Here is a 19,766-nt window from a genome sequence, read left to right on the forward strand (position 1 = left end):
ATAAAATGGATGCAGTTTACTGACAGTTCGACCGTGGCGCGATGGGTTCGATCCATCGCCCTCCATTACGATTGCTCAAGTCTCAAGGCATCGGCCAGCGCACAGAGTGCAGTATCCAGATCGTGTGAACCGCTCAAGGCGTGGGTCAGGCGCAGATGTTGTGCGTACAGCCCTTGCAAACTGAACAGTTCCCCCGGCGCAATGACGATTCGTTGCGCAAGCAGCCGCTGGAACACCCGTCGCAGATCGACGCGTCGCGAAGATCGGGTCCAGATCGTTGCGCCCCCTTGGGGCTCCAGCCATTGCAGGCTGTCCCCCAGCCGCTCGCGCAGCATTTGCGTTGTCGATAGCGCACCTTCACGCAACAATCGTCGCAACACCAGCAAGTGCTGATCGATCCGTCCGTTGCTGTACAAACGGGCGATGGCCTTCTGGCGAATCGGTGACAGACGAAACGCGCGCAGCAGGAAATGTCGCTGCAACTCCAGCGTCAGCTGTCGCGACAACACATAGCCGTAGGGGGCCTCGGGGCCGATGGTTTTTTCGAAAGTGGAATAGACGATCAGCCGGTCGGGGTCGAGCAAGTCTCGAAAAGGCGTCACCCCGGCTTCGAACGCCAGGTCTGTATAGCTGTCGTTCTCCAGCACCCATGTGCCGTGCAGATCCAGTAAGCGCGCGACGGCGCGACGGTTGTTTTCAGGAGCGAGCGTGCCCCTGGGCATGTTCAGGACCGAGGACAGGATGACCAGGCGGACCGCTTTACTCGTCAGTAATTGTTCCAGTTGCTCGACATTGATCTCCCCATCCGCCAGCAGTGGCAGTTCGATTACGTCGATATCGGCCGCCTGCAGCAAGCGCAGGACGGTCCAGTCGCAGGGTGATTCGATCAGCACCGTGGCGCCCTTGAGCGCCAGCACGGCGATCAGAATCTCCAATACACCGCGCAGATCAGCGCCGATATAAACATCGTCGGCGTTCCAGCACCGGGCCGGCGAAGACGTGTAGCGAGCCGCCAGCGCGGTGCGCAGTTCCAGCTCGCCCCAAGGCTGCGAGGGCATTTGTGAAGAGCGCGGATACTGACGCAGCAGCTCACGCTCCAGTAACAACAGCGGGCTGTCCAGCGGTTGCATCGACGCAGGCTCGTCAGCGCTGAGTACCAGCATTCCCGGTCGTCGTGCATTGACATACAGGGTCTCGAGCAAATCATCACCGCCGCCCAGCGTCGCGACGCAGGGTACTGGCAACGCGTAATAACCGGATTTGGCGACCGAATAGACCCGCCCTTCCTTCTCCAGCAACGAATAAGCGTACTGGATGGTAGAGATCGACACGTTCAGGCGCTCGGCCAGTTGCCGTAACGACGGCAAACGCACTCGGGCGTCGGCGCCCAGTTCGTTGATCAGGGTGGTGAGGTAACGATAAACCGCCTGATACGCGAAGTCTGTTTCCCGGCAACCTTTCATGGGTTTGGGCCAGGCGACGTGGCGAATGAATCCGTCAAATCCTGCCCCTCAATGCCGTGCCGCACGTTCGCGCATGGCATCGTCGCCCTGCCCGGCTTCTTCAATGTCAATGTCATCGACAGGTTGCTGCGCATCCATCCCCGATGCCTGCTCCTGCTCCGGCGGCGTGATACTCGCCCGATACAGCTTGCCGAGCATATCGATGGACAGGCCACTGACGTCGACCATCCATTGCGCCACCTGATCGGCAATGGCCGCGCCCTGCATGGCCTTGTGCAGATCGGGCATCGCCACCAGCATGCCGGGATGACAGCAGCGCAGGAAGTGCTCCAGGCCAGCGCCTTGCTCCACGAAGGGCGCGAACAACATGCACACCAGTTGCGTTTCGTTGAGCCCCAGGGTCTTGTGCGCGTCGCTGGCGGCCTGGGCGCGCCGCTCGGGGATGGCCGTGGGTGGGCCGAACAGCATGCGTGCCTGCTCGCAGACGTGCTCGGGCAACTGCTTGCGATGCATGATCATGATCGCTCGTTGTACATAGTCGCCATAACCTGCCTCATAGCTGCGCCCCTGCAGATAACAGGCCCGCAGGCCATGCAGGTGAGCTGACAGCAGTGGGCTCAGGTATTCGTTTTCCGGCGCCGATGCGACGAGTTCATCGGTCCGCACCCGAAGGAATTCACTGAACAGCGGCCAGTTGGTTTCTTGCGAACTGTCGACGATCAGGTCGTCGATACCGATGTGACTCACGCGCCGACACGCCTCGAAATGCCCCTCGGGTTTCCACGCGCCCTCGTGGTCCTGACCATAGAAGCCCAGGTAGGGATTAGCGCCCAAGGTATCGAGTTGCGCGAAGAGACTGTCGAAACCGCTGGACGGGTCAGTCGCCAGGCCGACCTTGCGGGCGGCACGTCGAAGGCCCGACATGAACTGTTTTTGCTCGCGAGGCGTATCACTGCTGACTAACGAGTCCACGCCGCGCTCCCAGCGAGCCATATGCCGATAGAACTCCGCCATCGCCAGGTAGCCGTGATCGCCTACTTCCAAGGGGCTGTCGATCGAGCGAAGGTGGCCCAGAACCAGCGTGTCCATGCGATTGGCCTCATGCCCGGCCGCCGACAATGGCTGCTTGTGATTGAACGGCACCACCTCGCGGTTATCCGCCATCAGCAGTTCCACCCGGGGGTCGTCGTAGACGAACAGCGCGCTGTAACAGCGGTGGATGTTTTCCAGGGTCGCCTGGGTGGTTTCGCTCAGGCGTGGCGTGGCGACACGCAAGTCGAAGGTCACCGGATGCCTGCCGGCGATGCTCAACTGTGCGGCCCGCAAGGCGGTCAGGACATAAAAACTGTCCCGGCTGCCGTTCTGGACCGTCAACACACGATAGTCGCCGATCCGGTCGATGCCGCCAGCGGCGACAATTAAACGCTGGATCAAAAGCTGCAACGCCGTCCGTTCCGCGCGGGAATAAAAACCTGACAGTCGCTGCAATATCTGTTGATACACGTGATTCATTGCCTGCTCATGAATTGAACTCATAGCCATATACCTGGAAATTCAAATATCGGCGTCGCACCGGCATAGCGTGACCGGGCGACGGGTTGATCTGGAAGGTTGTTCTAGTACTGCAAAGAGTATTGGTAATACGCTCAAGCTTTGCTTGTCGTAATTATTTGATACATAAGCTGTGGAGTTCGCCCGCTTCGCCTTGGTACGTGCCTGCAAGCCCCTGAGGCATTGGGTTTCAGCGATTCCGCCCTGCGTCCTAGGAAGATTCCGACAGCATCCTTCAGACAACGAGTACGAAAAACAAAGAACATGCCTAACTTCAATTGTCCCCCTGCCCCAGTCAGTTTTTCCCACAGTCGATTGATGGCGTTAAAACAATTAACGCTTGATGCACCTTTGCCCGAAGGATGACGATTCTCTAGAAACTTGTACTGCGCCACGACTTCTTCCTTGAGATGGAAATCAGCGTTCAATTATCAGGACTTAAATAACGATTAGAAGATACAGATTGAGGGCAAAAACCAGTTCAGTTCTCTGGGGATTAAACGCTTTTTGGGTGTTGAGTGAACTGGACCGCCCAGGCGAAGGCGTGATTGCCGCGCACCATGGCGTCATTGCCGAACGGAGCGGCAATGGCAGAAGAAAGGAAGGAAAGCAGGTTCAGGCCGAAGGCAGCGCAAGAGTCGCCATGCTGACTCTTGCGCGGAGGAGGAATCAGGCGGGGTCGACTACCTGAAGGGCAACGCGTTCACGGCAGGGGCATTCGCCCATGTAACGGTGGGCTTCGACAAACTCGGAGAATGGAAACACCCGGGTCTTGAGGGGCAACAGCACGCGATCGGCGGTCAGTTGATTGATATCACGCAGCGCCCGCTGCAATGCAACCTGATCCTGGATGATGCCCAGTTCCGGCTTGCCGGTAAAATTGCCGATGCAGTGCACAAAGAACTGAATGTTCTTCTGGAACGCCGCACAGGCCGGGAACGGCGTCTGGTTGCCGCCTTGCAAGCCATACAGCACCAGGCTGCCCCGCGGCGCCAGCACATCACCGAGCAGCGACATTTGCGGCCCGCCGAGGCCATCGAACACCACATCGACGCCACGGTTATCAGTGAGCTTGTTGATTTGCATCAACAAGTCCTGCTCTTCGGTGACGATGACTTTTTCGGCGCCGAGCGACAGCAGGTACTCACGCTCATCAGCGGTCTTGGTGGCCGCGATCACCCGTACACCCAAGGCCTTGCCCAGTTGCACGAAGGATGGTCCGGCGCAATGACTGGCATCAGTGACCAGGGCAAACTGCCCCGGCTTGACCCTTGCCAGGTCCACGTAGGCGAAATAGGCGATCAGCAGTGGCGTGTAGTGCACAGCGGCTTCGATCGGGGTGAGCACGTCGGGATAACGGGTCAGCGCGGTACGCGGCAACACGATGATCTCACCGTACACCGGGTAATCGTTAGGGCTCTCGGCAGGGAAACTGGCAACTTTGTCGCCTACAGCCAGGTCGTCGACACCGTCTCCGACAGCCGTCACCACCCCAGCCATTTCATGACCAAGGCCCGACGGCAGGCGCGCCTGGGACGACGCCAGATTCTGGCGCCACAGGGTGTCATACCAGCTGATGCCGATCGCTTCGACACGGACCTGCACTTCTCCTGGCGCAGGAAGAGCCGCCGCATGCTCTTCGCATTTGAGCACCTCGGCACCACCAAACTTGTGAAAACGGATCGTGCGGGACATCGCAAACCTCGTCAAAGTAACCTCTAATGCCATGAACTCTATCCGGGCTTTGTACCCAAGACCATCAGTGGCTATTAATAGTCGACATGCCTGTCATTGATTCCGCAGCAAGAAAATGAACCCAGTCTTGTAGGGCCTATCCCTAAGAAAAAGCAATTAGCCGGTGCAGAGTACCAGTCTTTCCCCGTAAGATTCATGCCGGTCATTGTTCTCATATGGCCGCTCACGTCAAGCTTGCTGAATCTGCCAGGACCCCAGATGAATCGTAATGACCTGCGTCGTGTCGACCTGAACCTGTTGATCGTGTTCGAAACATTGATGCATGAACGCAGTGTGACCCGAGCCGCCGAGAAGCTGTTCCTCGGCCAGCCAGCCATCAGTGCCGCGCTGTCACGGCTGCGCAACCTGTTCGATGACCCGCTGTTCGTGCGCACCGGTCGCAGCATGGAACCGTCGGCCCGGGCGGTCGAAATCTTCGCCCTGCTCTCCCCAGCCTTGGATTCGATCTCCACGGCGGTCAGCCGCGCGGCGGAGTTCGACCCGGCCACCAGCACCTCGGTGTTCCGCATCGGCCTGTCGGACGACGCCGAGTTCGCGCTGTTGCCGATGCTGCTCAAACGTCTGCGGGCCGAAGCCCCGGGCATTGTCCTGGTCGTGCGCCGGGTCAACTACATTCTGATGCCGGGCTTGCTGGCGTCCGGTGAAATCTCCATCGGCGTCAGCTACACCGAGGATCTGCCGGCCAACGCCAAGCGTAAAGTCTTGCGGCGCAGCATGCCCAAAGTGCTGCGGGCCGACACCGCGCCGGGCCGGCTGACCCTGGACGAATTCTGTGCCCGGCCCCATGCGCTGGTGTCCTTCGCCGGGGACCTGAGCGGTTTCATCGATGAAGAACTGGAGAAACTGGACCGCAAGCGTCACGTGGTATTGGCCGTACCGCAGTTCAATGGCCTGAGCACGCTGCTGGCGGGCACTGACATTATCGCCATCGTGCCCGACTACACCGCCGACGCACTGACCGCCGCTGGCGGCGTTCGCGCCGAAGACCCACCGATTCCGGTGCGCAGCTTCGAACTGCACATGGCCTGGCGCGGCTCCCAGGACAACGACCCGGGTGAGCGCTGGTTGCGTTCGCGGATTCAGATGTTTTTTGGCGATCCGGAAAGCCTGTAACAGAACTCCACCGAGTTTCGAAAAACGTTTAATACGACTGCACCGCAACGCGGTCCTATTTACACAGGTGTTGAGTGGCCTTAACAGCTTCAGTCGTTGAAACAGTCATGGCGCACTCAACAACGGATTACGCTCTCGACCTCGCAAAATCCTAGGCTAGAGCTCTGATTTCTTCAGACTAAAACCTGTGTGGTATCACACTCTCCACTCCGCTGTAAGGCTCAAACCAATTCGGCTAAAGACGCCGGATTGAAGCCTTTCAGCTCCGCGTAATCGCCATTTTCCACTTTGGCGACCCAATCCTTGTCACTCAGCAGAACACGTCCTACGGCGATCAGATCAAACTCTTCGCGCTCCATACGCTCGACGAGCCGATCCAGGCTCGCAGGGGTTGAGCCCTGGCCGGCGAATGCGTGAGTAACGTCATTGTCCAGCCCGACCGAGCCAACGCTAATGGTTGTCGCTCCAGTGACTTTCTTCGCCCAGCCCGCGCAGTTCAGCCCGTTCTCACCATCAATTTCGGGAAACTCAGGATCCCAGAAACGTCGCTGCGAACAGTGCAGAACATCAACACCTGCCTCAACCAACGGTAGCAGCCACGCTTCCATTAATGCTGGGGTCTCGGCGAGGCGCACTCCAAAGTCCTGCTGTTTCCACTGGCTGACGCGCATGATGATAGGGAATTCGGGCCCAACGGCATGACGAACGGCAGACACTATCTCAGCGGCAAAGCGCGAGCGCTCTTTGATCGTCAGTCCGCCATAACGATCGGTGCGCTGATTGGTGCCGGCCCAGAAGAACTGATCGATCAAATAACCATGAGCCCCATGGATCTCGACTGTGTCGAAACCCAGGCGTTTGGCATCCGCCGCTGCCTTGGCAAAAGCAGCAACCGTGTCCGCAATATCCTCTTCGCTCATTGCCACACCGCGCGGGTCGTTTGGCGAATCGAGGCCTGATGGGCTTTCAACCGGCGCATCAGGCTCCCAGCCGCTGACGTCACGCACAGCACCGGTGTGCCAGAGTTGCGGCCCCATACGGCCACCCGCGTTGTGAACAGAATCAATCACGTTCTTCCATCCAGCTAACGCTGCTTCACCGTGGAAAAAAGGAATGCCGGAACCGTTACGTGAAGCGGGACGATCAACGACGGTCCCTTCTGACAAGATCAACCCGACCCGCCCCTCGGCCCGCCGCCGGTAGTAGGCAGCGCTCCCGTCACCGGGGATGCCCTCCGGCGAAAATTGTCTGGTCATCGGCGACATGACAATCCGGTTTTTCAGTTCAAGCGATCGGATGGAAAAAGGGCGGAATAAAATGCTGGTATCAAGGTTTGACATTGGATGGACTCCGTTTGCTTTTGGAAGCCATATAAGTATATTTTGTAAACCAAATGTCAATTAGGCACCTAGAGTCGCCTAGGTATATATGAGGAAACTTCGATGCTGGAATTAAAGCCGCAATGTTTTTCGTCGGAGTGCCCAAGCCGGGCGCTGTTCGACCAGATCGCAGATAAGTGGTCAATGATGGTTCTGGCGGTGCTGGATGATGGCCCGCACCGTTTTAATGCCATCAAGCGTCGCCTGGAGGGCGTCACTCAGAAGGCACTGACACAGTGCCTGCGGCGGCTGGAACGAAATGGTCTCGTCTCGCGCAAGGTCATTTCGTTCTCGCCCGTGGCAGTCCAGTATGAGATCACCCAACTGGGTCGAACACTGCAGCAGCCATTTCGCGAATTGCATAAATGGACGCTCGACAAATTGCCTGAAGTTGAAGCGGCCCGGTTGAAGTTTGACGAGGCTGCGCAGGTAAGCCTAGCAACGCCACATTAAGTGCCTAATTGACTCTAGGTTTATCTGCAACCGCCTGATCAAGTTGGTGATTGGGTCGCTTAATTAGTCGAGCCGCCCACCATTCTCCCGTGCGTGCTTGATGTCTCTCGAGGGTGGAGCTCCGAAACGCCGGGCATATTCGCGACTGAATTGAGCGACACTTTCATAGCCGACCCGCAAGGCGGCCGTGTTCACATCGAGCCTATCGGTCAACATCAGGCTGCGCGCGGCTTGCAGTCGTAACGATTTTTGATACTGGATGGGGCTGGTGCCTGTCAGCTTGCGAAACCGGTGATGCAGGGTAGAGCTGGCCATTCCTGATCGTTCGGCGAGGTCGGCTACGTGCAGCGGCTTGTCGTAGTGATATTTTAGCCATTCAATGGCTCTCACGATGCCCTTGTCTCTGTAACCCTCGCGAGTGACGCTGCGCAACAAATTCCCCGCCTCACTGAGCAGCAGCCTACCGTATATTTCCCGCTTGATAAGGCCGGACATCAAGCCTGCTTCAAGCGGCCGGTCGATCAGCGTGGAGAGTCGAGCGAACGCATCGAGCATCTCACTCGTCGCCACACCGGATACGAAGCCCCGCGCCTCAGTAGTCATTTCCTGCTTTGGCGGTTCCAGGGTCAGGATCACCTCGTTGAGCATGGCAAAATCGAGCTTCAACACAATTGATAAATAAGGGATTTGCTCGGTAGCCGCGGTAACGCGAGCCAGTGTGGGTATATCGACCGAAGTGACAAAAAACGCCCCTTGCTCAAACTCACAGGCTTGCTCGCCGAACGCGATCTCCTTTGCGCCCTGCAGAATGATGGCCACGCAAGGCTCATAAATGCAGTACTTGGGCGTACCTAGTTCGGCCACTCGATAAAAGGCCAAGCCTGGAATCGACGTTGTGCAAACCTCGTTCAACCCAATCTGCAGAGTGACTTTTTCGATAAGCCGCCTGAGTGCCTGGAGGCGTTCGTTGGGCTGAGCGGGTTCGTGCACGCTTGGCGAATGCACATGGCTGAAACGGAACTGCGAGAAGGAACCGCTCGTCATCACATGCGCCCCTATATACGGAATGCTCGAGTTTGCTGAGAGTGCGTGACCAGCACAAGTGCATCGGCAGGATTGTGCAAAAGATACGGCGCATTAGGGTCACCCGGCCAACCCTCGTTGTTCTAATTTCTATTACGAATGCTGGCTTCGATGAGCCCGTGAACCCTCAGTCGTGAAAGGAATGCTGGATGGACAGACGAGATTTTCTTACCTATTCGGCGGCGGGTGCTGTTGCAGCCGCTTTGCTGCCAGCATCGAGTGTCGCAAGTTCACTGGCTACAGCCCCAGCGCCCTCTTCGCTGACAGAACGCGGAAGCGTGATGCCTACGCAAGGGCGGCTCGTGCGCACAGACCTGCCCCTCAATTTGCCCTCGCTTGCCATGAGATACATGACGCCTCAACGCTTTGGTATGGGCGGGACGCAGATTGGCAATATCTTTGCGCCAATCAGCGACGAGCAGGCGGCTTTGGTTCTACAGGCTGCTTGGGGTGCCGGTGTAAGGCTTTACGACACGTCGCCGTTCTACGGGTTTGGCTTGAGTGAATATCGTCTAGGCCGCTTCCTGCACGACAAAAATCCAGACGATTATGTGGTCTCTACCAAGGTCGGACGCGTATTGACGGCCGCTGGTGGCCTACGTGCGGACCATGCTATCTGGAAGTCGCCGGCGCCCTTCAACTATCGATATGACTACACCGCAGCAGGCACGCGCCGCTCCGTGGAAGACAGCCTGCAGCGTCTGGGGCTACCCCGTATCGATATCGTCTTTATTCATGACCTCTCGCCCGATAACACCGAGCTGGAAGGTGGATGGGAAGCGGCGTATCGAATTGCGCGCACAGGGGCGATGGTCGAGCTTGAAAAGATGCGTAATGAAGGGCTCATCAAGGCATGGGGCTTCGGCGTCAATACACCAAACGCCGTGGTTCAGGCCCTGACCAGTAATGACCCGACGCCCGACATCGTGTTGCTTGCCTGCCAGTACTCCCTCCTCGACCACAGCGATGCGTTGCGCAACACCTTTCCGGCATTGAGAAGTAAGGGCACCAGTGTCGTGGTGGGAACACCTCTGAATGATGGATTTCTGGGAGGGCGCAGCCGATATAACTTCAGCCTGGATCTACCTGCCGGAGCGGTAGAAAAACGCGCGCGGATCATGGCGATTGCCAGCCGACATGGTATCGACATTCATACTGCCGCCCTGCAATTCGCGGCGGCACATCCGCAAGTGTCCGCGATCATCCCGGGGGCGCGTTCGCCGGGGCAGGTAGTTTCCAATGTACAAGCGATGAAGGTCGGTATACCGGCAGCCTTCTGGGAGAAGCTCAAGAGCCAGAGCTTGATCGATGCTCAAGCACCGGTTCCTTCCTGAGGAGGGGCCACGCCCGTGCTACCTGCTGAATAAGAACATTAGCCTAAGGTCGTAATAAATGAAGATGCGAACGTCTCTTATGTTTTTCGGCGGCCTGCTTGCGCTCTCCAGCAGTGGTCATTTACTCGCGGACACACTTGCGCTTAGCGTTCCGTTGCCTGATCCACTCCCACAGCTGAACGTTCTGACACTTCTGGTAGGTATACACCTGCTCGGTATGTGCTTCGGTCTTGGCGGGGCGACGATGCTGGACCTCTGGATCTTGCGGTGGATGCGCAGGGGCAGCCTCCCCGTTGAAATCGGCCGCACCTTTCACTTCATCAGCGACGCGGTCACTGCTGGGTTATGCCTCCTGTGGCTTTCAGGCTTTGGTTTCCTGGCCCTTTACGCGATGGAGTCGCCGGAAAAGTTGGAAAACCCCAAACTCTGGGCGAAGGTCATTGTGGTGATCGTCCTGACCATCAATGGAATAATCATCCACGCATTTGTGTTGCCAGCAGCCCTACGCGACTTGAGTCGCCCCCTGCTCTTTGGCGTCTCCCGCAGCAGAGCCGCCTTATTTCTCGCATCCGGTGCAGTTTCGGGTGTGTCTTGGTACACCGCTTTTGCCTTCGGCATTTTCCGTGAAGTTAAACAATACCGTCACATTCACCCTGCTGGTCATCATGTGGCTTACGCTGGTACTAGCCGCCTCTCTCGCCGCAATTCTGCTCTGGTTAAACTCTGCAGCAGGCGCAAGAAAACTTCCTTCGCTCAGTCCTCCGACTTAAAAATAAAGAGTCTCTGTGCATGTTCTCCAAGTTCGTATTTCGATTTTGTCGTCGGGGCCAGCACGAGCCTGGCCGCGACATGCCTTCATGGGAATCGGCTCGCCGAAAGAATCAGGCGTTCACATCCACGACGGTGCGCCCGCGAACCTTCCCTTCCAGCACCCGACCGGCGATTGCCGGAACTTCCGCCAGGCCCACGACTTGGGTGGTGCGGGCAAGCTTGTCCACGTCAAGGTCACGCGCCAGTCGTGACCATGCTTGCACGCGGGCACTCTGGGGCGCATTGACAGAGTCGATACCGGCCAGGGTTACGTTACGCAGGATGAACGGCAGCACCGACCCTGGCAGATCTGCCCCCTGGGCCAAACCGAAGGCGGCCACAACTCCCCGGTATTGGGTCTGAGCCAATGCATTGACCAGGGTATGACTACCGACAGAATCGATAACGCCCGCCCAGCGCTCCTTGCCAATCGGGGCGCCGGCCTCGGACAGGGTCCGGCGATCGATGACCTGTGTCGCGCCGAGCTCGTGCAGGTAGTCGGCTTCCTCTTGCCGCCCGGTCGAGGCGATCACTCGATACCCCAGGCCCGACAACAGCGCAATTGCCACCGAGCCGGCACCGCCGCTGGCGCCAGTCACCAGGATATCGCCGCGCTCGGGGCTCAGGCCGCCATGCTCCAACGCCAGCACGCTGAGCATTGCCGTGTAGCCCGCAGTGCCGATGGCCATGGCTTGCTGGGTTGAAAATGCCTCTGGGACCTTCACCAGCCAGTCGCCACTCACCCGGGCTTTCTGCGCGAAGCCACCATGGTGGGTCTGGCTCAGCCCCCAACCGTTGACCAGCACTCGGTCGCCGGCCGCGAAACCGGGATTGCTGGAGGTCTCGACGATACCGGCGAAATCAATGCCTGGGATCAACGGAAACTGACGAATGACCGGCGAACGGCCGCTCAGGGCCAAGGCATCCTTGTAGTTAACGGTCGAGTACTCGATCACTACGGTCACGTCGCCTGGCATCAGGTCCTCGTCCTTGAAGTCGACCAGGTGTGTCGCGATGGTATCGCCGGGTTTGGTGGTGAGCAGAGCCTTGAATGTCATTGTTTTTCTCCGGTTCGGATGAGCGGGTTATCCGCCCCCGCTTTTAGATGCATCAGGCAAACTGATCAGTGTGCCTTTTGAGCATCGAGCTGCAGCGACATAGGGATGCCTGCATCCAGCATTCGCTCCGGAGCAAAGCATCGCATGAATTGCATCCGGTTGGCGCTGATGGAGGGTTGAGCGGCATCCTCTGCTTGTGAAGAAGATGCCCTCCCATTTAGAACCAGGTTTCCATCTGTATGCCGTATTGCCACACGCCGCCTGCGTTGAAGTCAGACTTGCCGAAGGAATCGGAGGCGCTGTATCTGTCCAGATCCGAGGACCAGTTCATGACGCTGGCGAACACGCGCAGCTCGGGGCGTGTGAGAAGGTCTCCAAAATCAGGTTTGAAGGTCGGGGCGACCGTGAACTTCCAGAAATTGCCGTCGACTGCATTGCGTTGCAGGTAGCCCTTGGGATCGAGGTCCATGGTTTGCCAGCTCATCTCGTAGGCCATCTCGAAATTGCTGTTGATTTCATTGGCCAGGCGCACGTTCAGTGTCATCCAGCGGTAGTCGTCGCCCTTGACGTACCGGTCCTTGCTCTGTTCGGCCAGTAAACTGGGACCGATGCGCCAGCCGGGGGCGATGGGCGTCTCACCATAGAGCGCCAGACGCAAAGCACGGGCGTCGTCGATCAGTTCGCCGTCCGAGCCGATGTTCTTGACCTCTGCCCCCAGGCCTTGCCCATAGAGCAACGCCGTTTTGAAGAAGCCTTCCCTGCCGAAAAAGTTCTTCTGGTGATTGGCCACCATGCTGTGCAGGCCGGAGTCCGCAGGTGTCAGGCCCGCCTCATTGTTGCGAGTGCCGATGTCGTTTTCTTTAGCGCCAATGGCGTTGAACATCCACTGCCACTGCCCATTGTCGAAGAACTGGTTGGAGGTCAGGATGTAGCTTTCAACATCGGCATTGACGCCGCCGTCACTGAACTCCCCGTAATTTCGCCCGATCAACGAGTAATTCGAGCGCCAGTTCTTGTTCATCTGCACGTCGTAGATGCCACCGCCGGTGCCAGCCAGGTAGACGACGTCCGAGTCCAACCAGTGGATATCGAAATTGTCCCGGTCAAACCGCTTGCCTGCCCAGAGGGTGGAATTCTCAAACACCGAGTTCCCCTTGAACGCCGCGATGTGATCCAGTTCGGTAAACACCTGCCGCACGTTCAGGTTGCTTTCGTCGGCCGTCCAGTCATTGGAGCTTTCTACGCCATCGGCGATGGACACGGTGAATTTTGAGCGGGTGCCGTTCTGCGCGTATTGCTCTTTCGACAGGTCGATCCGCATATAGGTGTCATCCTCGTTACCGAGTCGCCCCACGGCACCGCCGACGGAACCGGCCGGGGTGGTATAAGGGCCGCCACGACCGCCACCCAGGCCGTCATTGACCAGCAACCCCGAGCGGGCGTAGCCCTTGAAGCTGAATCCGTCCGTGAGGGATGCGCCACTGTCTTGTTTTTCCAGGCTTTGTTGCCGGGCTTCGAGTTTTGCCAGCCGCGTGTCCAGCGTCGGCGTGGCAACGTTTGCAGTGGATGCCACCGGTTGGAGCGCGGGAGCGGCGAGTTTGAGTTGTTGCAGTTCCCTGGCCAGGGCCTGGGTTTGCTGTTCGGCAGCCGCGGCGCGTTTTTCCGCAGCGCTGGCACGGGCCTCGAACGCAGCCATGCGTTCTTCCAGCGTCGCAGCGTGAGAGGTGGCCGCCGCGGTGCCGAGCACCCCTGCGAGAAGCCAGCTTGATGCTTTCTGCATGTGGATTTCCCTGTTTTGTTTTTATTTTTGTGTTCCCGCAATGGTCTTTTTTCTTCGGCTTTTGAATTGTCAAAGACCGTGAAAAAAAGGATGCCTCATCGCTAATACGCTGCTACATTTGGCGATGTTAACGTTAACTTTTCTAAAAACAAAAATAAAGAGGGCTTTATGAAACAGCTCAAATCGCTCCTTCCTGCTGCGCTGCTCGGCCTTTGTGTCGGGCTTCCATCCCTCTCGACTGCCGCCAATCTGACGATCTCCTGCGGTGCCGTAGGTGCTGAATTGCAGCTGTGCAAGGAGGCTGTCGAGGCGTGGTCCAAGCAGACCGGCAACAGCGTCGAAGTGGTTTCCACGCCTAACTCGGCCACCGAAAGGTTGTCGTTCTACCAACAAATCCTGAGTGCCCGATCCAGCGACATCGACATCATTCAAATCGATATGGTGTGGCCGGGGATGCTGGCCAACCATCTGATGGACCTGCGCGAGGTGCTCCCTGCCAACGCGACCGAGGGCTACTTCCAGGCCCAGGTGGATAACGCCACGGTGAACGGCCGGCTGGTGACGATGCCCTGGTTCACTGATTCGGGCCTGCTCTATTACCGCAAGGACTTGCTTGAGAAGTACCACAAACAGGTGCCGCAGACCTGGGAGCAAATGACTGCAATCGCGCGGGAAGTCCAACAGGCTGAGCGTAGCGCCGGGAACGCCAATGCCTGGGGGTACGTCTTTCAGGGCCGCGCCTATGAAGGCCTGACGTGTAATGCACTGGAGTGGATCAGCAGCCAGCCGCAAGGTGGGTTGGTCAACCCACAGGGTGACATCGTGGTCAACAGTCCGGCCGCAAGAACCGCGCTGACGTTGGCCAAGAGCTGGGTAGGAGACATCTCCCCACGTGGCGTACTCAACTACACCGAGGAAGAAGGACGAGGTGTATTCCAGTCGGGCAATGCGCTGTTCATGCGTAACTGGCCGTATGTCTGGGCCCTGGTACAAAGCCCGGACAGTGTCGTAAAAGACAAGGTCGGCGTGGCGCCCCTGCCCCGCGGTGGCGAGACGGGCACCCACGCCTCCACGCTGGGTGGCTGGGGCCTGGCGGTGTCGCGTTACAGCGCCAATCCAAAGCTTGCCGCGCAGCTGGTGAGCTACCTGAGCAGTGCTCAGCAGCAGAAACATCGTGCCTTGGTCGGCGCCTATAACCCGGTGATCGAGTCACTTTATCAAGACCCCGAGCTGCTCGCGGCGATGCCTTATTACAGTCAACTGCGCAGCATTCTCAAGGATGGGGTCATGCGCCCCGCCTCGATTACCGCCGATCGCTATCCACGTGTCTCCAATGCCTTCTTCGATCAAGTGCATGGCGTGCTGGCCGGCGAGGTGCCGGTCGATCAGGCGCTGGCGGAGCTGGAAAGCGAACTAACACGCATCAAGCGCCGGAACTGGTAAGCCACAAGGAAGGAAATTCACCATGTCTGTCTCCACTACCCTGGCGTCCGGTGACGAGCTGCTGCCCGCTCTGGAAACGCCGGTACAACGCCGCCGGGTTCGCGCCGCCTGGCTGTTCCTGACTCCGATGCTACTGTGCCTGGCCCTGGTGGCGGCCTGGCCGCTGCTGCGTACGTTCTGGTTCAGCCTGACCGACGCCAGCCTGGCGGACACCGGTGACGCAAGTTTTATCGGCCTGAGCAATTATCTGTTGCACAGCAGCACCGGTTGGTCGGGCATCCTGGTCGATCCACAATGGTGGAACGCGGTGCGCAACACCCTGCATTTCACTGTGGTCTCAGTGGGGTTGGAAATGGTGCTGGGGCTGTTGGTGGCGCTGCTGCTGAACGTCAAGTTCACCGGGCGCGCCTTGGTGCGGGCATTGATTCTGATTCCCTGGGCGATCCCCACCATTGTCTCGGCGAAAATCTGGTCTTGGATGCTCAACGACCAGTTCGGCATCATCAATCATCTGATGCTGGGCGCCGGCCTGATTGACGCGCCGCTGGCCTGGACGGCAGACGCCGACTTGTCGATGTGGGCCGTGATCATCGTCGACGTCTGGAAGACCGTCCCGTTCGTCACGCTGCTGATGCTGGCGGCCTTGCAGATGTTGCCGGGCGATTGCTACGAAGCCGCCCGCGTCGATGGCATTCACCCGCTGAAGGTGTTCTGGCGAGTCACCCTGCCGCTGCTGATGCCTGCGCTGCTGGTGGCGGCGATTTTCCGCATCCTCGATTCGTTGCGGGTGTTTGACGTCATCTATGTGCTGACCTCCAACTCGTCGAGCACCATGAGCATGTCGGTGTACGCCCGCCAGCATCTGATGGAGTTTCAGGACGTCGGCTACGGCAGCGCGGCCTCGACCTTGCTGTTTCTGGTCGTCGCAGTCATCGCCATGATTTATCTGTACCTCGGACGCCGTCAAATGGAGGTTCGCTCATGAGCCCGCGCCTACTGAAAAAAGCGCTGTTGCGCGTCGGATTCTGGTGCCTGATCGCGATTTTGCTGCTGTATGCGGTGTTCCCTTTCTACTACGCCATCGTGACGTCGCTGAAGCCGTCCAGTGCCTTGTTCCAGGTGAGCTACTGGGTCGACAACCCCGACTTCTCCAACTATGCCGCCGTGCTCCACCAGGCCTCGTTCCTGCGGGCAATCGGTAACTCGCTGGTGGTTGCCCTGAGTGTGGTCGCGCTGGCGCTGTTCCTCAGCCTGACCGCCGCCTATGCCTTGGGCCGGGTGAAGTTTCGTGGACGCGGCGCGGTGTTGATAATGGTTCTGGGCGTGTCGATGTTTCCCCAGGTCGCGGTGCTGTCAGGGCTGTTCGAGGTGATCCGTGCCCTGGGCCTGTACAACACGCCCTGGGCGCTGATCCTGAGCTACACGATCTTCACCCTGCCCTTCACCGTCTGGGTGCTGACCACGTTCATGGGCCAACTGCCCCATGAGCTGGAAGAGGCGGCGATCATGGACGGCGCTTCGCCCTGGGTCACCCTGACCCGCGTGTTGTTGCCGCTGCTCTGGCCTGCGCTAGTCACCACCGGCCTGCTGGCTTTCATTGCTGCGTGGAACGAGTTCCTGTTTGCCCTGACCTTCACCCTCACCGACACGCAGCGCACGGTGCCGGTAGCCATCGCCCTGATTTCCGGCGGCAGCTCCCATGAGTTGCCTTGGGGGCTGTTGATGGCCGCTTCGGTGCTGGTCACCGTCCCACTGGTGATTCTGGTGCTGATCTTCCAGCGCCGAATCGTTTCCGGTCTCACTACCGGTGCGTTAAAGGGTTGATGCCCAACAAAGACAAGGAACAGCATCGTGATCAAGTTGAAGCTAGACAACGTGAACAAACAATTGGGCGGCATGCGCATTCTTCGCGACGTCAGCCTGGAAATCGCCGCCGGTGAATTCGTGGTGTTCGTCGGCCCCTCGGGCTGCGGAAAATCCACCCTGCTGCGACTGATCGCCGGGCTGGATTCCATCTGCGCCGGCGACCTGTTGATCGACGGGCGTCGGGTCAATGACCTGGAGCCGCGCGAGCGTGGCGTCGGCATGGTGTTTCAGTCCTATGCCCTCTACCCGCACATGAGCGTCTACGACAACATCAGTTTTGGTCTCAAGTTGGCCAAGACCGAAAAGACCAGCCTGCGCGAGCGCGTGCTGAAAACCGCGCAAATCCTGCAGTTGGACAAACTGCTGCAACGCAAACCCAAGGAATTATCGGGTGGCCAACGTCAGCGGGTGGCCATGGGCAGGGCTATGGCACGGGAACCGGACATCTTGTTGTTCGATGAGCCCCTGTCCAATCTGGACGCCTCTTTGCGGGTGCAAATGCGCAACGAAATCGCCAGGCTGCATGCCCGACTGGGCACGACCATGATCTACGTGACCCACGATCAGGTTGAGGCGATGACCCTGGCCGACAAGATTGTCGTGCTCAATGGCGGACGTATCGAGCAGGTTGGCTCGCCGCGGGAACTCTACGAACGCCCGGCGACTCGTTTTGTCGCCGGTTTCCTCGGCTCGCCAAGGATGAACTTTCTTGCAGCGTTCCTGCATACGCCAGGCGCAAGCAGCCTGGTGGAAAGCCTGGTATTGGGCAGGACCACCCTGCCCTTTGAGAGCTCAAGCCTGGCGGCGAACAGCCAACTGAGCCTGGGGATTCGCCCGGAACATGTAGCACTCAAGGCGGCACAGGGCACAGCCGGCATCGCCGTGATCGGGGTCGAATACCTGGGCAGCGAAACCTATGTGCACCTCGATACCGGTCAGGATGAGCCGATGATCTGTCGCTGTGAGGTCCACGCCGGGTGGCGAGTGGGTGATCGGGTCGAACTGCAGGTAGAGATCGACAATCTGCACCTGTTCGATGCCGACGGCACGGCCTTGAGGCGCCACCCACAATCCCTCGAAACCCCGTTGGATGACATTGCCCAGCGCTCGGTACGAGCAGGCGCCCTATGACCGTGTGTGTGAATCCCATGAACGCTCCAATATCCGCGACCCTTGAGCTTGCGCAACAGGCGCTGAGCGCTGGTCTGTCTCGCGTCACCGATGACTATCGCCCCGACTATCATCTTGCCCCGCCCGCAGGCTGGATGAACGACCCTAACGGAGTGGTGTACTTTCGCGGCGAGTATCACGTGTTTTATCAACATCACCCCTTCGACGCGAAATGGGGCCCGATGTATTGGGGGCATGCCAAGAGTGCTGACCTGGTCCATTGGCAGCACCTGCCCATCGCACTGGCGCCAGGCGATGACTTTGACCGCGACGGGTGTTTTTCCGGCAGTGCGGTGGTGTGTGGCGACACGTTGGCGTTGATCTACACCGGGCACACCTGGCTGGGGGAAGTGGGTGACGAACGCCAGATTCGCCAGGTCCAGTGTCTTGCCACCAGCGTTGACGGCATCCGGTTCGTCAAGCAGGGTGTCGTCATCGAGACCGCACCGCAAGACACGATCATGCATTTTCGTGATCCCAAGGTCTGGAAGGACAACGACTATTGGTACCTGATTGCCGGCGCACGCCTGGGTGATACGCCTTTACTCCCCTTGTACCGCTCCATCGATCTGCGCGCCTGGGAGTTCCTTGACTATGTAGCCCGCGGCAACGAGGGCGATGGCTATATGTGGGAGTGCCCGGACCTGTTTCGCCTCGATGGGCGCGACGTGCTGCTGTACTCCCCCCAGGGCATGCGCCCCGAGGGTTACGAGCGGCTCAACAAGTACCAGACCGGTTATCGCGTGGGGCAACTCGACAGCCAATGGCACTTCAGCGGCGACCCGTTTATCGAGCTGGATAACGGCCATGACTTCTATGCTGCGCAAACGCTGGTGGCTGCTGACGGTCGGCGCCTGGTGTGGGCGTGGCTCGACATGTGGGAAAGTCCGATGCCGAGCCAGGCCCATCACTGGTGCGGCATGCTCGGCCTACCCCGGGAACTGCAGTTGCATGCCGACCGCCTCAGGGTGTTTCCGGCCCGGGAACTGACCGCTTTACGCAAGGCACCGCTGCCGCACACCTCTGCGTGGGATGGACCGGGCTACGAATGGGTGTCACAGGTCAATGGCGACAGGCTCGAGCTCCATGTGCATCTGGATTTGCTCGGCTGTGCCGAAGGTCACCTGGGTATCGCCTTGCGTTGCAGTGCCGAGGGCGACGAACAAACCCTGCTCTATTACGACGCTTCGCTGCAGCGCCTGGTACTGGACCGCAGTCGTTCGGGCGCGCAGGTGAGCGGTCAGCGTAGCGTGGCGATAGACCACGCCCAGAAGTCCTTGCACCTGCGGGTGTTTCTGGATCGTTCGTCCATCGAGGTGTTTGAGCAAGACGGCCGCTTCAGCCTCAGCAGCCGCGTCTATCCGCGGCCCGACAGCCTGGGGGTAAAACTATTGGCAAGCGGGGCTGGCGGACGCGTCTCCATTGGTAATGCATGGCCGCTGGCTTCCGCATGGCTATGAGCAATGTCATTCGAGTCGCGACAAGCCCGGAGCCTGTGTCATGATTCG

Annotated in this window: 15 protein-coding genes; 8 read left to right on the forward strand and 7 right to left on the reverse strand. The window is 58.9% G+C overall.

Annotated elements, in window-relative coordinates:
• Window positions 1-65: 65 nt before the first annotated feature.
• The 3 genes from PSH91_RS13095 to PSH91_RS13105 all read right to left on the reverse strand — a co-directional run bounded on the left by PSH91_RS13095 (window position 66) and on the right by PSH91_RS13105 (window position 4,709).
• Complete coding sequence (locus PSH91_RS13095; RefSeq protein ID WP_047226437.1) at window positions 66-1,463, reverse strand: PLP-dependent aminotransferase family protein; 1,398 nt, start codon at window positions 1,461-1,463, stop codon at window positions 66-68.
• A 48-nt stretch (window positions 1,464-1,511) separates the two neighbouring features.
• Window positions 1,512-2,999, reverse strand: a complete 1,488-nt coding sequence (locus tag PSH91_RS13100) for a hypothetical protein (RefSeq protein ID WP_139050292.1) — start codon at window positions 2,997-2,999, stop codon at window positions 1,512-1,514.
• 684 nt (window positions 3,000-3,683) lie between these two features.
• Window positions 3,684-4,709: a zinc-dependent alcohol dehydrogenase family protein gene (locus tag PSH91_RS13105; protein ID WP_047226435.1), complete on the reverse strand. Its 1,026-nt coding sequence runs from the start codon at window positions 4,707-4,709 to the stop codon at window positions 3,684-3,686.
• Between the two features lie 258 nt (window positions 4,710-4,967).
• On the opposite strand from PSH91_RS13105, the gene PSH91_RS13110 reads away from it, so the two are divergent.
• Entirely contained in the window at window positions 4,968-5,882 is a 915-nt protein-coding gene (locus PSH91_RS13110) for a LysR family transcriptional regulator (RefSeq protein WP_160892762.1), read from the forward strand.
• Between the two features lie 221 nt (window positions 5,883-6,103).
• Here the strand turns inward: PSH91_RS13110 and PSH91_RS13115 are convergent, their stop codons facing one another.
• Entirely contained in the window at window positions 6,104-7,222 is a 1,119-nt protein-coding gene (locus PSH91_RS13115) for an NADH:flavin oxidoreductase (protein WP_288910847.1), read from the reverse strand.
• A 102-nt stretch (window positions 7,223-7,324) separates the two neighbouring features.
• On the opposite strand from PSH91_RS13115, the gene PSH91_RS13120 reads away from it, so the two are divergent.
• Window positions 7,325-7,714, forward strand: coding sequence for a helix-turn-helix domain-containing protein (locus tag PSH91_RS13120; RefSeq protein WP_305468442.1), 390 nt, complete (start codon window positions 7,325-7,327; stop codon window positions 7,712-7,714).
• A 63-nt stretch (window positions 7,715-7,777) separates the two neighbouring features.
• Here PSH91_RS13120 and PSH91_RS13125 read toward each other — a convergent pair whose 3' ends face one another.
• Complete coding sequence (locus tag PSH91_RS13125; RefSeq protein WP_160892792.1) at window positions 7,778-8,758, reverse strand: AraC family transcriptional regulator; 981 nt, start codon at window positions 8,756-8,758, stop codon at window positions 7,778-7,780.
• Window positions 8,759-8,946: 188 nt separating this feature from the next.
• Between PSH91_RS13125 and PSH91_RS13130 the strand changes: the two genes are divergently transcribed.
• On the forward strand, window positions 8,947-10,131 hold the full coding sequence (locus tag PSH91_RS13130; RefSeq protein ID WP_305468443.1) for an aldo/keto reductase: 1,185 nt from the start codon (window positions 8,947-8,949) through the stop codon (window positions 10,129-10,131).
• A gap of 881 nt (window positions 10,132-11,012) precedes the next feature.
• Here the strand turns inward: PSH91_RS13130 and PSH91_RS13135 are convergent.
• Window positions 11,013-11,999 (reverse strand): MDR family oxidoreductase, encoded by a 987-nt coding sequence (locus PSH91_RS13135; protein ID WP_305468444.1) that lies wholly within the window; start codon window positions 11,997-11,999, stop codon window positions 11,013-11,015.
• Between the two features lie 217 nt (window positions 12,000-12,216).
• A complete protein-coding gene (locus tag PSH91_RS13140) occupies window positions 12,217-13,779 on the reverse strand; it encodes a carbohydrate porin (protein WP_281459216.1) in 1,563 nt (520 codons plus the stop codon).
• A 168-nt stretch (window positions 13,780-13,947) separates the two neighbouring features.
• On the opposite strand from PSH91_RS13140, the gene PSH91_RS13145 reads away from it, so the two are divergent.
• From PSH91_RS13145 to PSH91_RS13165, 5 genes are read left to right on the forward strand one after another with little or no spacing between them, the layout of a single operon-like run.
• Window positions 13,948-15,222: an ABC transporter substrate-binding protein gene (locus tag PSH91_RS13145; protein WP_047226427.1), complete on the forward strand. Its 1,275-nt coding sequence runs from the start codon at window positions 13,948-13,950 to the stop codon at window positions 15,220-15,222.
• A 22-nt stretch (window positions 15,223-15,244) separates the two neighbouring features.
• Window positions 15,245-16,207, forward strand: coding sequence for a carbohydrate ABC transporter permease (locus PSH91_RS13150; RefSeq protein ID WP_139050078.1), 963 nt, complete (start codon window positions 15,245-15,247; stop codon window positions 16,205-16,207).
• On the forward strand, window positions 16,204-17,046 hold the full coding sequence (locus PSH91_RS13155) for a carbohydrate ABC transporter permease (RefSeq protein ID WP_047226425.1): 843 nt from the start codon (window positions 16,204-16,206) through the stop codon (window positions 17,044-17,046). Before PSH91_RS13150 ends, PSH91_RS13155 begins: the two co-directional genes overlap by 4 nt.
• Before the next feature lie 27 nt (window positions 17,047-17,073).
• A complete protein-coding gene (locus tag PSH91_RS13160) occupies window positions 17,074-18,219 on the forward strand; it encodes an ABC transporter ATP-binding protein (protein WP_305468448.1) in 1,146 nt (381 codons plus the stop codon).
• Window positions 18,216-19,718 carry a glycoside hydrolase family 32 protein gene (locus tag PSH91_RS13165; protein WP_305468450.1) on the forward strand — a complete coding sequence of 501 codons (1,503 nt, stop codon included), beginning with the start codon at window positions 18,216-18,218 and terminating at the stop codon, window positions 19,716-19,718. Before PSH91_RS13160 ends, PSH91_RS13165 begins: the two co-directional genes overlap by 4 nt.
• Window positions 19,719-19,766 lie beyond the last annotated feature (48 nt).

This window comes from Pseudomonas sp. FP1154 (assembly GCF_030687245.1).
Taxonomy (GTDB): domain Bacteria; phylum Pseudomonadota; class Gammaproteobacteria; order Pseudomonadales; family Pseudomonadaceae; genus Aquipseudomonas; species Aquipseudomonas rhizophila.